This is a genomic window from Desulfofundulus thermocisternus DSM 10259 (assembly GCF_000686645.1).
Lineage (GTDB): Bacteria > Bacillota > Desulfotomaculia > Desulfotomaculales > Desulfovirgulaceae > Desulfofundulus > Desulfofundulus australicus.
This window is the reverse complement of sequence record NZ_JMLG01000005.1, coordinates 23,582-37,549: the sequence shown is the minus strand read 5'-3', so window position 1 is coordinate 37,549 and position 13,968 is coordinate 23,582. Positions and strand designations below refer to the sequence as shown.

Sequence of the window (13,968 nt, the reverse complement as noted above, 5' to 3'; positions counted from 1 at the left end):
TGATTTATGATTATAAGAAAATTTCCTCCAACTTTATGTCTGTTGCTATTAATTCTGTTGTTTGGTTGTGCAAATAATAAATCCATTCAATCAAGTACATATAATCCAAAACCAGAATCATATAAAATTTTTGACATAAAACCAGAACCATATAAGAAAGCACTGCAACAAATTAATAATATGGACTATGATATGGCATTAAAATACCTAGATCTTACTATAACCGATTTCCCCAACTCAAAATATGTAAATAACTCATACATACTAGAGAGCATAATTTATAATGGCAAAACAATGGCTAATAGGATATTGATTCAATCATTGATGGCAGGTGTGCAACAAGGAGCCGAATATTATAATAGCGAAGAGAGGCAACTTATAAATAAATATTTTGCAACACTTCAATCAGAGCTTAACAAATTAGAAGATGAGTCACGCAGAAGCATTATTTTTGTGGCCGAAAAATTAAACACTAATCAACTTGATTTTAATGATGTTTCTATAAAATTAGTTCAACCATCTCCAAAAACGTCCCTTGATTTTTTTAAATCTGTTGGCTATCCTGTGCCTACAGAATATGAATTTAACTCAATTAAAAACGAATATGAACAAGAAGCAATAAATTACATGTTAAATAATGCTATAAAATCTGGAGAAATTAATCTCCCCCAATATTATTATGATATAGCCACATTATCATATTATTTTGACTATGACAACGAGTTGACTCTTAAATTATGCAATAAAGTTTTACAACTAACCGAGAAGGATAAGTATAATGAAGTTAGATTGCAAGTTGAAGATTTTATTAAGGAAATAAAAAGAAAATGAGAAACAGGAGGTTGGCATAATGAAACCTATTATAAGGATAGTGTTACACGTGCCCGTAGAAGAAAAAGAATGGATTCACAACCTTGCACAAAAAGAGCATCTTGCAGTGGTAAACCTCATAAGAACAGCTCTGGATGAATATAAAGACAGACATCATCCAGATATACCAGACAGACCGGGTAAAGACAATAACGGCAAAGAATAAAGCAAAAGGCTAGGAAGACAATAAAAAGCAGACTATTATATAACCCAACAGTAAGAAATATTTTATTCTCAAACGTTGGCAATGGATGTGGCAACCATAACCACAAATCAATACAATTCTCACTTTGAGATATGCTGACGCTACCAATTAGTGGGGAATATTTACCCCACTTATTTTTTTCTATAAGCCTGCCCGTTACAAAGTACCATTTTCCGTGTATCTGGTAGTAGAAAACATTTCATGAAAGGGGGGATGCAAAGTTTGCTGATTACCGAAACCTGGGAATATCCAGAAAATCAGGCAATACTCTACACCGAGAATCAGCAGTTAGCTGAAATTGCAGCTAACAACGGGTTAAGAGAAATGACCAGGTATTGGAGGGATGGAAAACATTTTGCCATTCAGTTTATCGGCCAAAAAGACGTTGTGCAAAAAGTATTCAGTCATGCTGAAACTGTTAAGCAAATACCAATAGACATTGAAACACCAAATCCATTTAACGAATTAGCGGAAGAAATGATTCAAAATAAGCTGCAAGCAAATCATGTAACCAGCAAATTATGTGAGATATGCAAGAAACCTATTTCTGCTACCTCAAACAGTCGGAAGTATTGTCCAAAATGTAGAAAAGAAGCATATGCCGAAGCACACCGGAGGGCAGCTAGAAACTATTACCACAGAAACAAAAAGAAAAGCTGAATGTGTGCCAGTGAAGGGGAGTGTATCATAACCGTACCAATCATAGCACAGATCGAATTATAAAACAAAAAGACGCGTGGAGATTATCTCCATGCAGGTTAAGGTAAAGGGGGAGTTAGTACAGAATTAAAGAGCTGCGTTCTGACTGAAGCTATAAGGATTATCAGCACGTGTTAAGGATTCAAATTGATCTAACTGAAGCTATGGGGAGAATCCTTATAGATTGAACAGTAAGCTCTGACCTAATAACTGGTATACGTAAGACACGTACAGGGAGAATCCCTATAGATTGAACAGTAAGCGGCAGGCAATATCTTTAAAGGATTGGTTTCTGTTTTACTGTTATAGCTGTATATTACTGTATTACTGTATTAGCTGTTTATAGATATATATATATTCTAGAACTATATATTTCTAGATTATATATTCCAGATCTATATATTTAATTCTTTAAACTGTTAAACATAAACAATTTTTCTATTTCTATGATCTGCATTTCTACGTTATGTTTGCGTTAATTAACGTAAGCGCTATGCGCTTCTGTAATTAACTTAAACATGCGTAGAAATGCAGTTTACATAGATTTTATTAAAACAGTAAATTAACACTTAAATTAAAGATATTTAGAGATATTAAAAGATAAACTAATTTTATTAATCAAAATCATAATTTTTAAAGATTTTATGGAAATATTAAAATCTATGAGTTTTGACAACGTTAAACTGTTACTAATTCTGCATTTATGTGAGTGTGTAAAGATCGTTTATAACGTATGTAGCGCTTTAGCGCATTAAACGATCTTACTGTAATATTTTAATCATAACTTTTAAACCTAATTATTCAAATTCTAACTATTACCTCAATCTGGCTGTTACCTTAACGTTATAACGTATAAAACGCATTAAGCGCAATTAAACGATATTACGCTAATTGTAATATTTCTACCCTGCTTACTGGTCGTTATAACGTGTATGGCGCTTTAGCGCCTTTAACTGTTTAACGTTAATTCATATATTCCCCATGGCATGTCAAAGAAAAGATGCTTGCTGATCTGCAATCTCATGTGTGACGCCCCGCCGCCCCGCCACGCTTTGCCGCCGCTGGCCGCTTCGCAGGCTGCGCTGGTTTGTGCAGCCACAGCAGCGGCACGGGATGGCGGCGCATGTTGCCCCGTCTGTCGCGTTTGCTGTCTGCGGTGCAGATGTGTTTGTGCTGATGTTGTGGGAAACTCCAAAAAGTGTTACAAATGTGCAATTTCCGTGTATTTACCTGTAAAGAAAACTTCATGGAGGTGTGCCAATTTGGAGTTTCCCGCAGGAATATTGTCAAAAGTTAAATCTTTGGTTAGGAAGGAGTGTGCTAGCTACAGTACAAAAGAGAACGGTATTTTGGACTATTGCTGTCATGAACCAGAAGATAGCAACATGCGTTGTCGCTATTTCGCTTCACCTGTAACTTGGTGTGTCTGGTTTGAAGAAGCTGTATTGCCGCTTGATTCTAAACTTGAGTATGAGTATTGGCAAGTTGTAAACCCGGATTGTGTACCCAACGAAGTTAGCAAGCCTCGTGAGCTTAGTAAACAATGCAAGATGTGTGGTAAAGTTTTCTCTGCTAAGTCAAATCGTGAAGTGTATTGTGATTCATGCAAGGTTACGGCTAGACGTGAGGCAGTAAGAAAGTGTAATCAACGTTATCGTGAAAAGAAAAGGGAGAGGGGTATAACGTGATATTTTAGAAACCCTGCAAGCCTTGATTTTACTGGATTTATTTTTGCAAATTTTAAGGGGTAAATGGTTTTATACCTGTTTCAAATTTCTAACGTATCACGCAGGCTTCTGAAGTCTTGATTTTACTGGTTTTTTTTAAATCCAGCTTTAATCGAACTTGACAAATAGATTCTGGAGGTGTTCTGGAATGTCACTTTGCCTGTCAGAACAGGAAACAATCATCAGGTTTGATGAAAGCTGCCGTACTGCTTTGATTTACACTGCTTCGCCAAAGTTTAAGGCCAAACTTGAAAAGATTGGCTTAAAACCAAAACGGGAGGTGGGAGAAAGTGCATGGTTTAGTGTGCCAAAGAAAGCTGTAAGTTTAAAGATTGGAAAGTAAATAATTGAAAGGAGGAATATCTAATGTTTGAAAGAAAATTGCTTAACATTTTAAATCGTGCTAATGATGGTATTGAATCAAAAAAGGAAGTTGCAAAATTGCTTATTTGTTTAAAATTTGCAATAAGGGACGTTGCCAGGAGTCAGCGCGAAGTAAGTGAGACTTTACAACTAGTTCAGAACAAAATGAAAAGTCGGGAATGTAATGATTTTATTATACTGGCATATTTACGAAAACATGAAAAAGATCTCAAAAGGCTCTTTGAAGAAAACGATAAATACCTTGCTAAAATTGGCGAACTTGCTATTAAAGCTTTGCATTTATACGAGTCATTAGGAGCCACAGACCATGAGTTGGCGCAAATTCTCAACTGCAACATGAAGGATTTGGAAAGGTACAGACAAATACATAAGAAGTTTGGAAATGATGTGGGGTTCTTTGTGGATGCAGTTATTGTTTACAAAGCCGAGCTTCGCTCAAGAAAATGTGATGACGTATTTATGGACGATAATCCAGAAGAGACACCTTTCTTCTCTGCATTATTAGCTACTATGCTATACCAAATGGAAAATAACAAAGAATTCGCAACTAAGATGCAGGAGCTTGTGGAGGATCATTTTCCCGAAATTCGTGGTGAGATGTACAGGTTAGCGAAAGATTCAGACGGGAAAGAATGGTTTGATAAGTATTATCCACCGTTGAAATTAGTGAAAATGTAGTTATCGTTCAGATGTTGCTTCAAATAGAAAGAAAGCCAGCTAGTTTTGCAGTTAACGTAAAATCATAAACGGGAGGGTTTTAAAATGAGTGACGAAAGGATTTTTCGGGCAAATAAAGTTACTATAATGGCGCAAGATGAAACTACAGGAGAAACTTTTTTAACATCACTGCCAATTGAATTAAAAGTCAACAAGTACATGATTGTCCTAACAGGGGAAGATTCTTACGGAAACAAAAGTGAGATTGCTTTCTTACGAGAACCCGCCATTCCTCTGTTACGGGAAGTGATTGAAAAGGAGATGTTTAAAAAGAACAAGGCAAACAAGATTATACACCTTTTCAGAAACAATGATACAGAAACGTAAGCAGCTTACCTATTGACATATACCCCTTTTATTCTATTTGTCAAAAAATACCCGCAAAGCCTACAGCCACAAGGCTTTCAGCGATTTTTTCAGTTTAATTGCAAAAACCCAGTAATATATGGCTTCCAGGGATCGGCATTTGCAAATTTGGCTTTTAAAGGGGGGATAAAATTGCGGTAAAGGGTTTTATATTACCCGAATTTCTATTTTGTCAAAATGTCACCTGGCATATTTTAAAAATTTGAACTACAGCATGATAATAGCGAGATAACTGGCAATAAATTGCTTAAAGTGCGCATTTTTCAGTTTCTAAGAATGAGAATAATTTTCAAAACAAAAGGAGTGTTGGCATGAGCTTAATTCCTGCAGTCAGAAACGGGAAAATCATTTTCTTACCTTCCGGGGAGTGCAATCAAAGCAGCCGTGTTTCTTTTCCTGCAGTGGGTGCGGTAATACCTTCTGCCGTTTTGCGGCCATTATGTGCGCTATTTGCTTTTATACTGCAGTTGGCGGGAAAGCTGTTTTGCCGGTTTAACCCAAAAGCAATAACAGCCGAAAGGGAGAAATGTTTAATTGCTGATACTTTAACCGTTAGCAGCTTAAATTCTGAAAGGGAAACCCCTCACACTGTCAGAACAAACGTGTTCAGGGGTTTAAAAGCCTGCAGGATATGCGGCAAAGATTTTACCCCAACGTCTAACCGGCAAAAGTATTGCCCGGAATGCAAAAAGACGGTTGAAAGAGAAAAGAACAGGGAATACGTCAAACGGCATAGGCAAAAGAAAAAAGCAGGTTGATTTACCTGCTTGCAGTGTTACGTTTTGCAGGATTGGATTGCTTACCCTGCCGGAAATATTCTTCCAGGATTTGCTGGATAAGACATAACCGTTTGAAGTGTACTGGGTGCGTCCCTTCCGGAAGATATTCCCAACAAACGGCCAGGGTATGCAGTAACCCTTCCAGTGTTACCTTATCCACGAACCTTCACCACCCTGGCCTTTTTCGGCAGGATAGTGTTCAGTGGGGAAGCTTCAGCATGTATGCGTCTTAAATCACTTTCCACCAGGTTAGCATAACGTCTGGTCATGGCCAGTGTGGTATGCCCCAGGGTCTTCTGCAGGGATAACTCCAGCCCCCCGGAACGAAGGTAGAGAATGGCGAAGGCATGCCGTAAATCATATGGACGTACCTTCACACCGAGTTTGCGGGAATACATTTTAAACCTGTAACCCCAGGAATTACGGTTTAACGGCATTCCTTCCACAGTACAGAAAACTGGCACATTATCCTTCCAGGAAGGGTGTCTTGCAGCAATTAATTCCCTCACAGCGTTTGCCGTTGCTGGTGAAATGGGCAGTGTTCTGCTTACCCTGGTTTTGGCTGTTTCCCTGCGAATGGTTACCTGCAAAGCTTTAAAGTTAAAATCGTCCAGAAGCAGGGAAAAGGCTTCCTTTGGTCGAATGCCTGTATCCATGGTTAGCAGGAATAGTGCATAATCCCTCAAACCTGCAAACGTCTTCCTGTCTGGCAGGGTGAGTAACTGCTTTAACGTTTCAACGTCCAGGTTGACCACCCTGCCTTCGTCTTTTCTTTTCTTCTTTCCTGCCAGCGGATTTTCCGGGAATATGCCTTCCTGCACACACCATTTGAAGAATGCATTGAGGTATTCCAGACGGATATTGTATGTGGCAGGCTTCATATCCTGCGACATATATTCAAGTACGCATTTCTTCAAGTTTTTGGGGTTGTAAGCCTGTGGGTAACGTTTGAAAAACTGGCCTATGTGGTAGCGGTAATCGTTCAGTGTCGTTTCGCTTATACCGTCCCCCTGTTTCCACCATAGAAACTGTTGCCTTGCTTCCTCCCATGTGGTGGGTACCTCTTTGCGGATGCGTAAGACTTTTCCTTTCGCCATAAAAAACCCCCTTCACGGAAATACTTTCTTTCGCGAAGGGGAAGACCAGTACAGTTAGCGGGTCATTTCAGCTTAACTGGTCTGCAAATTGTGCGACAATTTTAGCGGAATTTCCTGCAAACTACAAACCTAGAATTTATGCGGTTGGCGGGAGTGTGTGAGAATCGAACTCACCCGGGACGGGATTGCCGCCCCACAGCTGGTTTTGAAGACCAGGAGGGCCACCAGGCCCCATCCACTCCCGCAGACAAATGCAGTTGCTCATAAGCCGCCAGTAAAATGCAGATTGTATTATACCATGTTCGCCGGGATTAATCAATAACTGTATCCTTACTCCCCATCCACTGCCATTGATTTTAAGGGGAAAATGTAATACCCTAGATTAAGGAGTTGTCCACTGGCGGTTGGAGAAGGATTTTACTGGTTACCCGTGGAATAATACGAAAACCGGGGTTTGATTTGAGTACGGGCAGGTGAGCCTTTGAGCAAATGCTGGATCTATTCGAGGAAATCAAAGAAGAGATGGCTATTGTAGAACGGGAATTGCAAGCCACCTTGCAAACCCCGGATCCACTTCTAACCGAAACTTCCACCCATCTATTAATGGCAGGGGGAAAGCGCCTGCGCCCTGCTTTTAGCTTGTTAGGAGGCAAGTGTGCCGATTTCCACCTGGAACGGGTTTTACCTCTGGCCGTAGCTTTAGAGTTGATCCATATGGCCACCCTGGTTCATGACGATGTGGTGGATGCGGCCATGACCCGCCGGGGTGTGCCCACCATAAAAGCTCGCTGGGGGAATCGGATTTCCACACATGTGGGAGACTATTTATTTGCTCAATCCCTTATCCTTATTGCCAGGTATGATGATCCACTGATACCCAGAATACTGGCCAGTACCAGCGTCAAAATGTGTGAAGGTGAAATCCAACAAATCTCCGGCTCTTTTGATACTGAACAGACAGTAAAGGATTATTTTTACCGGATTAATCGTAAAACTGCCCTGCTCATCGCTGCCAGCTGCCAGCTGGGAGCTGTGGCCTGTGGTGCTTCGGCAGAAATTCATCTTGCTTTACGACGGTACGGGCATAATATTGGTATGGCCTTTCAAATAACCGATGACATCCTGGACCTGGTAGCAGAACAAAAGCAGCTTGGTAAACCGGTGGGAAGTGACCTGCGTCAGGGCATTATTACTTTACCGGTAATTTATGCCTTAAAACATAGCCCCGAGCGGGAGCGTTTGAGAACGCTGATTTTATCCTCGAATAAAAGTGAGGAACTAATCCAGGAAGCAATTACTATCATCCAGCATTGTGGTGGAATTCAATATTCCATAGAAGTTGCTGAAAAATACATCTGGAAAGCCAAAGGAGCTCTAAAGAATTTGCCCCAGCGCCCCGCTAAAAAAATACTAGAAAAGGTAGCAGACTTTGTAAGCATCAGAAAATTCTAGAGATAAAGGATTGAGCCCACTTGCCAAGAACTTACCCTATTTCTTTAATTTTATCCCAGCGTCCTTGCCTGGTGGTCGGCGGTGGCAGTGTGGCTGAACGCAAGGTTTTATCTCTTCTGGCCTGCGGGGCTAAAGTAAAGGTGGTCAGCCCCTCTCTCACCCCGACCCTGCAGGATTTAGCAAGCAAAGGCAAAATCAACTACAGGCGGGGAACATTTGAGATTGCAGATTTGGAAAATATGTTTTTAGTCATTGCCGCCACTGACCGGGATGAAGTTAATCACCGGATAGCTACAGAAGCAATGGCCAGAAATATGCTTGTAAACGTGGTTGATGATCCCCCGTACGGTAATTTTTACGTCCCGGCAGTGTTAAGGAGGGGCTCTTTACAAATCGCCATCTCAACTGACGGCAAGAGTCCCCTTTTAGCCCGTAAAATTAAAGAGGAACTTGAAGAACGTTATGGACCGGAATACGGTATTCTGGTTGATTTGCTGGGAGAAATACGCCACGATATTTTAAATAAAATAACTGACCCCAGGAAAAGGCGAGAATTGCTGGAAGCCATTGTGGACGATGAGACTTTGCAGTTGTTGGCCGGTGGAGAACTCGAAAAAGCAAAGGAGCGGGTAATCAATGCTTATCATCGCAGTAGGAGTAAACCATAGAACAGCTCCGGTGGAGATACGGGAACGGCTCTCCTTTTCAGAACATTCCCTGGGAATGTCCCTTTCCAGGTTAAACACTTATCCTGCCATTGAAGGATGTATCATATTATCCACCTGCAACCGGACAGAAATTTACGCTGCCACGCGGAAGCTGGATGAAGGTTTAAATGCCATCTGGGATTTTCTCTCTCAAAAATCCGGTGTGGATATTTCAGAAATCAAAAACTACACCTATGCCCATACCCTTTATGATACTATCCGCCACCTTTTTCGGGTTGCGGCAGGGCTTGATTCGATGATCCTGGGAGAGACTCAGATTCTCGGCCAGGTACGTCATGCTTACCAGCTGGCCTGCCAGTACGGAGCAACCAACCGGGTGCTCAACACTTTATTTCAGCAGGCCATCACGGTGGGCAAGCGGGTGCGAACGGAAACGGGTATCGACCAGAATGCCGTTTCCATCAGCTACGCTGCCGTGGAACTGGCCAAACAGCAGTTCAAGGATCTTTCCGGCCGTTCGGTACTGGTAATTGGTGCGGGCAAGATGAGCGAACTGACCGCCCGTCACCTGGTAGCCAACGGGGTAACCGGGGTAATTGTTTCCAACCGTTCTTACCCCCGGGCCGTTGAACTGGCTGCTCAGTTCAACGGCCGGGCAGTAAAATTTGATCATCTGTACCAGCATATTGAGGAAGCAGACATCATTATAAGCTGTACTGCAGCTTCTCATTATGTGGTACACTTAAGTGAAATGAAGGAAGCTGTGGCCCGCCGCGGAGGACGGGAATTGATGATTATTGATATTGCGGTGCCCCGGGATGTCGAACCAGCGGTGGGAGATTTGCCGGGAGTAACCCTTTATGACATAGACGATCTGCAGCAGGTGGTTGACCATAACCTGGAAGAACGCAAGAAAGCTGCTGTAACAGCGGAAGGAATCATTGAAGAAGAATTGGATAAATTTATGCAATGGTTGAGCATGCAGTTTGTTATCCCCACCATTGCAGCTTTAAAACAACGGGGAGAAGAAATTAAACAAAAAGAATTACGCCGGGCACTCAATCGACTGGGAAATATTTCCGAGCATGATCGCAAGGTGGTAAGTTCCCTGGCCAATTCCATTGTCAACCAGCTGCTGCATGTACCTGTGGCCCAGCTCAAGGCTTATGCCCTTACCCCTGAAGGTCACCTGTACATGAAAGTGCTGCAAAATCTTTTTAAGCTGGAACTTCCTGGCGAACAATCTCGTAATGAAAAGGAACCTGCGCAGGGTAGCCTGGCCACCGGCCAGTAAAAAGTAAGTCTGGATTGCATCGCCCGGCTCCGGTAAAGGGGCGGGCCTTATTCATGGAGGAAATATTATGAAAGAGGAAATAGTTATTGGTACCCGGGACAGCCAGCTGGCCATGTGGCAGGCCAGATGGGTTCTGGAAAAGTTGCAGGGGCTGTACCCACAGAAAAAGTTTGTCCTGAAGGGGATGAAAACACGGGGAGACCACATTCTAGATGTAGCCCTGGCTAAAATAGGCGATAAAGGCTTGTTTACAAAAGAACTGGAGGTTGCTTTATTAAACGGGGAAATTGATCTGGCCGTCCATAGCATGAAGGATCTTCCCACCAGTTTACCGGAAGGTCTTACCATCGGGGCTATTTGCCCGCGGGAATTCCCGGGGGATGTCCTGATATCCCGCTCGGGGCTTACCCTGGACAAACTTCCTCCCGGTGCCCGCATCGGTACCAGCAGTTTGCGGCGTACTGCCCAGTTGTTACACTACCGGCCTGATTTCAACGTCATTACCATCCGGGGTAATTTAACTACCCGCCTGCGCAAACTGGAGGAATTGAATCTGGATGCCATAATCCTGGCTTATGCGGGCATACATCGTCTGGGGCACGATGAAAGGATCACCCAGCTCATTCCCTTTGACATCTGCCTGCCCGCAGCAGGCCAGGGTTCCATTGCCATTGAAATTCGCGCCAGCGATTCATCAATGCAAGAATTGATTCGGCCCCTGGATGACCCCTCTTCCCGTGCGGCCATTATAGCAGAGAGGGCGCTGATGAGAAAACTGGAAGGTGGATGTCAGGTACCTGTTGGTACCCTGGGTCAAGTTCAGCAGGGGCAACTTTTCCTGGAAGGCGTTGTGGCCAGCCTTGATGGTCGCCAGCTGGTACGAAAAAATATTTCCGGGCCGCCAGGCCAGGCGGAAAAGATCGGGGAAGAACTGGCCATGCAGTTAATAGGAATGGGAGCAGGGGAAATTCTAAATAAAGTACGACAGGAGTTCGATCTGCAATGAAAATTGGCACTGTTTATCTGGTAGGAGCAGGGCCCGGGGATCCGGGATTGATTACTGTCAAGGGGCTGACCTGCATTCAAAAAGCCGATGTTATTGTATACGATCGGCTGGCCAGCCCCAAGCTTTTATCCCATGCGGCACCGGGGGCAGAATTGATTTTTGTAGGCAAAAGCCCCGCCGGACATGTCATGACCCAGGAAGAAATTAATCGACTTTTAATAGATAGGGCCCGTCAGGGAAATTTAGTTGTGCGCCTGAAGGGGGGAGACCCCTTTGTTTTTGGTCGGGGAGGAGAAGAAGCTGAGGCCCTGGCAGAGGCAGGTATACCTTTTGAAGTGGTGCCCGGTATAACTTCAGCGGTTGCTGTACCGGCATATGCTGGCATTCCGGTAACTCATCGTGACTATGCCTCCACCCTGGCGATAATAACCGGCAATGAAGATCCCAGGAAAGAAAGTTCACACATTAATTGGGAGAAACTAGCTGCGGCAACCGACACGCTGGTCATCTTAATGGGAGCAGCCAATCTCGCATACATTGTTGAACAGCTCACCAAATTTGGGGCTGATCCCCAAACTCCGGTGGCAGTAATCAACTGGGGAACCCGCCCGGAGCAGAAGACCGTAACAGGAAATCTGGAGAATATTGTTTCCAGGGTCATAAAGGAAGGTGTTACCAACCCGTCGGTAATTATTGTAGGCAGGGTGGTAAACCTGCGGGAAAGACTATCCTGGTACGAGAAAAAACCCCTTTTTGGAAAACGAGTTCTGGTCACCCGTAGCAGGGAACAGGCCAGCAATCTCTCCCGGGCAATTGAAGCACTGGGTGGGGAAGCGGTTGAATTTCCAACCATTCGGATTGTGGAGCCGGAGAACTATGAACTCCTGGACAAGGCAATTTCCCGTTTGGATTCCTATCGCTGGATTATTTTTACCAGCGTAAACGGTGTGCAGTTTTTCTTTACCCGCTTGTTGCAACAGGGTAAAGATGTGCGGGATCTAAAAGGTATTAACATCTGTGCCATCGGACCTAAAACCAGGGAAGCTCTTGAAAATTACGCCTTAAAAGTTTTTTACGTACCCGATGAATACCGGGCTGAACAAATTATTACCGGTTTAAAAAGCTGGATCAAACCCGGCGATCGCATTCTTTTACCCCGGGCTGATATTGCACGAAAAGTACTGGCTGAAATGCTTTCCGATCTGGGAGCTGTGGTGGATGAAGTAGTAGCTTACCGCACCGTGCCGGCCGGGGGAGATGCTCATTTGCTAAAACAAATGCTTGCCGAAGGGAAGATTCACATCATTACCTTTACCAGTTCTTCCACCGTGCGCAATTTTGTCCGCCTGCTGGACAACGGGCAGTTGCCCGGACTTTTGCAGGGAGTGACGGTAGCCTGCATTGGTCCGGTAACAGCACAAACTGCCCGGAAACTGGGCCTGCCCGTACATGTTCAGGCACACAAATATACCATTGATGGGCTGGTTGAAGCAATTCTGGAGGCCAACCAGGTGATGATTAAAAATGATTAGTATCAGTAAATTACTCCTGGATACCACTGGCTTTGGTGATCAATTGCGTTATAATCCTTCAGCCCGCAACCAGATTCACGGGACTACAGAGGGGCAGGGGCCGGTTGTGGTCTGGAACATGACCCGCTCCTGCAATTTGCGCTGTATCCATTGTTATGCCAGTGCTAACAGTAAAAGGCACCCCAATGAATTAACTACCACCGAAGCCAAAAAATTTATAGATGACCTTGCTGCCTTTAAAGTACCTGTGCTACTGTTTTCCGGCGGCGAGCCTTTGATGCGGGAGGATTTTTTTGAGCTGGCTGCTCATGCTGTTAGCCGTGGTATCCGCACCACCGTTTCCACCAATGGTACCCTGATTACTCCCACCGTGGCAGGCCTTTTAAAAAAAATAGGTGTGGGGTATGTAGGGATCAGCCTGGACGGAACGGGGGAGAGCAATGATCACTTCCGGGGTCGGACGGGAGCTTTTGAATCCGCCCTGGAAGGCATCCGTAACTGCCTGGCAGTGGGACAAAAGGTGGGATTACGTTTCACTATTAACCGGCATAATTTTCATCAATTAGAAGCCATTCTTGATCTAATTGAAAAGGAAAATATCCCCCGGGTTTGTTTTTATCATCTGGTTTACAGTGGCCGGGGAAGGGAAATGTTAAAAGATGATGTTACGCACCAGGAGTCCCGGGCTGCTCTCGACTTGATTATGGAGAAAACAATCGATTTTCACCGCCGGGGATTGAGCAAAGAGATCTTAACTGTGGATAATCATGCCGATGGAGTCTATGTATACTTGAAATTGAGGGAAAAGGATCCCCAGAGAGCAGAGCGGGCATACCAGCTGCTTTTACAAAACGGTGGAAATCGCTCTGGTATAGCTATAGCCGCTGTGGACTGGGAAGGAAATGTTCACCCGGATCAATTCACCCTCCAGTACACCTTCGGCAATGTGCGGGAAAAAAGCTTCGGCGAAATCTGGACGGATCTTTCCCATCCTATTTTAGCCGGCTTAAAAAACCGCCGGCCCCTTTTAAAGGGGCGTTGTGCCCGTTGCCGGTGGGTGGAAATTTGCAACGGAAATTTCCGCACCAGGGCGGAAACAGTTTTTAATGATTTCTGGGCGCCTGATCCCGCCTGTTATTTAACAGACCAGGAAATTGGCATTGCTTGATTGG

The 13,968-nt window shown here is 43.8% G+C and carries 14 protein-coding genes and 1 tRNA gene; 13 read left to right on the top strand and 2 right to left on the bottom strand.

The annotated features are described in order from the left end of the window. Window positions 1–6 precede the first annotated feature (6 nt). The 7 genes from BR83_RS0106070 (at window position 7) to BR83_RS0106040 (ending at window position 5,726) form a co-directional block, all read left to right on the top strand. Window positions 7–831, top strand: a complete 825-nt coding sequence (locus BR83_RS0106070; protein ID WP_027356326.1) for a hypothetical protein — start codon at window positions 7–9, stop codon at window positions 829–831. Between the two features lie 19 nt (window positions 832–850). Beyond that, a complete protein-coding gene (locus BR83_RS0106065; RefSeq protein WP_027356325.1) occupies window positions 851–1,036 on the top strand; it encodes a hypothetical protein in 186 nt (61 codons plus the stop codon). Between the two features lie 261 nt (window positions 1,037–1,297). Further along, window positions 1,298–1,735: a hypothetical protein gene (locus BR83_RS0106060; protein WP_027356324.1), complete on the top strand. Its 438-nt coding sequence runs from the start codon at window positions 1,298–1,300 to the stop codon at window positions 1,733–1,735. Between the two features lie 1,914 nt (window positions 1,736–3,649). Further along, window positions 3,650–3,844 (top strand): hypothetical protein, encoded by a 195-nt coding sequence (locus BR83_RS0106055; RefSeq protein WP_027356323.1) that lies wholly within the window; start codon window positions 3,650–3,652, stop codon window positions 3,842–3,844. 23 nt (window positions 3,845–3,867) lie between these two features. Continuing rightward, window positions 3,868–4,563 (top strand): hypothetical protein, encoded by a 696-nt coding sequence (locus BR83_RS0106050; protein ID WP_027356322.1) that lies wholly within the window; start codon window positions 3,868–3,870, stop codon window positions 4,561–4,563. Between the two features lie 84 nt (window positions 4,564–4,647). Then, complete coding sequence (locus tag BR83_RS0106045; protein ID WP_027356321.1) at window positions 4,648–4,929, top strand: hypothetical protein; 282 nt, start codon at window positions 4,648–4,650, stop codon at window positions 4,927–4,929. Between the two features lie 350 nt (window positions 4,930–5,279). After that, complete coding sequence (locus BR83_RS0106040; protein ID WP_027356320.1) at window positions 5,280–5,726, top strand: hypothetical protein; 447 nt, start codon at window positions 5,280–5,282, stop codon at window positions 5,724–5,726. A 173-nt stretch (window positions 5,727–5,899) separates the two neighbouring features. Here BR83_RS0106040 and BR83_RS0106030 read toward each other — a convergent pair whose 3' ends face one another. Together BR83_RS0106030 and BR83_RS17140 are read right to left on the bottom strand one after the other, a co-directional pair. Beyond that, entirely contained in the window at window positions 5,900–6,844 is a 945-nt protein-coding gene (locus tag BR83_RS0106030) for a tyrosine-type recombinase/integrase (protein ID WP_034634626.1), read from the bottom strand. Window positions 6,845–6,989: 145 nt separating this feature from the next. Then, window positions 6,990–7,087: transfer RNA gene (locus tag BR83_RS17140), tRNA-Sec, on the bottom strand. Between the two features lie 246 nt (window positions 7,088–7,333). Between BR83_RS17140 and BR83_RS0106025 the strand changes: the two genes are divergently transcribed. The 6 genes from BR83_RS0106025 (at window position 7,334) to nirJ1 (ending at window position 13,964) form a co-directional block, all read left to right on the top strand. Continuing rightward, window positions 7,334–8,296 (top strand): polyprenyl synthetase family protein, encoded by a 963-nt coding sequence (locus BR83_RS0106025; RefSeq protein ID WP_027356317.1) that lies wholly within the window; start codon window positions 7,334–7,336, stop codon window positions 8,294–8,296. 20 nt (window positions 8,297–8,316) lie between these two features. Next, a complete protein-coding gene (locus BR83_RS0106020) occupies window positions 8,317–8,964 on the top strand; it encodes a precorrin-2 dehydrogenase/sirohydrochlorin ferrochelatase family protein (protein ID WP_027356316.1) in 648 nt (215 codons plus the stop codon). After that, window positions 8,933–10,258, top strand: a complete 1,326-nt coding sequence (hemA, locus tag BR83_RS0106015; protein ID WP_027356315.1) for a glutamyl-tRNA reductase — start codon at window positions 8,933–8,935, stop codon at window positions 10,256–10,258. Before BR83_RS0106020 ends, hemA begins: the two co-directional genes overlap by 32 nt. A gap of 67 nt (window positions 10,259–10,325) precedes the next feature. Further along, window positions 10,326–11,264, top strand: a complete 939-nt coding sequence (hemC, locus tag BR83_RS0106010) for a hydroxymethylbilane synthase (protein ID WP_027356314.1) — start codon at window positions 10,326–10,328, stop codon at window positions 11,262–11,264. Then, window positions 11,261–12,796, top strand: coding sequence for a uroporphyrinogen-III C-methyltransferase (cobA, locus tag BR83_RS0106005; protein ID WP_027356313.1), 1,536 nt, complete (start codon window positions 11,261–11,263; stop codon window positions 12,794–12,796). Before hemC ends, cobA begins: the two co-directional genes overlap by 4 nt. Continuing rightward, window positions 12,789–13,964, top strand: coding sequence for a putative heme d1 biosynthesis radical SAM protein NirJ1 (gene nirJ1, locus BR83_RS0106000; protein WP_027356312.1), 1,176 nt, complete (start codon window positions 12,789–12,791; stop codon window positions 13,962–13,964). The genes cobA and nirJ1 overlap by 8 nt, the downstream gene beginning before the upstream one ends. Window positions 13,965–13,968: the final 4 nt, after the last annotated feature.

Coding starts and splice junctions, on each gene's coding strand:
- BR83_RS0106070 (WP_027356326.1), top strand. CDS start 7: ATGATTATAAGAAAATTTCCTCCAACTTTATGTCTGTTGCTATTAATT.
- BR83_RS0106065 (WP_027356325.1), top strand. CDS start 851: ATGAAACCTATTATAAGGATAGTGTTACACGTGCCCGTAGAAGAAAAA.
- BR83_RS0106055 (WP_027356323.1), top strand. CDS start 3,650: ATGTCACTTTGCCTGTCAGAACAGGAAACAATCATCAGGTTTGATGAA.
- BR83_RS0106050 (WP_027356322.1), top strand. CDS start 3,868: ATGTTTGAAAGAAAATTGCTTAACATTTTAAATCGTGCTAATGATGGT.
- BR83_RS0106045 (WP_027356321.1), top strand. CDS start 4,648: ATGAGTGACGAAAGGATTTTTCGGGCAAATAAAGTTACTATAATGGCG.
- BR83_RS0106040 (WP_027356320.1), top strand. CDS start 5,280: ATGAGCTTAATTCCTGCAGTCAGAAACGGGAAAATCATTTTCTTACCT.
- BR83_RS0106030 (WP_034634626.1), bottom strand. CDS start 6,844: ATGGCGAAAGGAAAAGTCTTACGCATCCGCAAAGAGGTACCCACCACA.
- BR83_RS0106025 (WP_027356317.1), top strand. CDS start 7,334: ATGCTGGATCTATTCGAGGAAATCAAAGAAGAGATGGCTATTGTAGAA.
- hemA (WP_027356315.1), top strand. CDS start 8,933: ATGCTTATCATCGCAGTAGGAGTAAACCATAGAACAGCTCCGGTGGAG.
- hemC (WP_027356314.1), top strand. CDS start 10,326: ATGAAAGAGGAAATAGTTATTGGTACCCGGGACAGCCAGCTGGCCATG.
- cobA (WP_027356313.1), top strand. CDS start 11,261: ATGAAAATTGGCACTGTTTATCTGGTAGGAGCAGGGCCCGGGGATCCG.
- nirJ1 (WP_027356312.1), top strand. CDS start 12,789: ATGATTAGTATCAGTAAATTACTCCTGGATACCACTGGCTTTGGTGAT.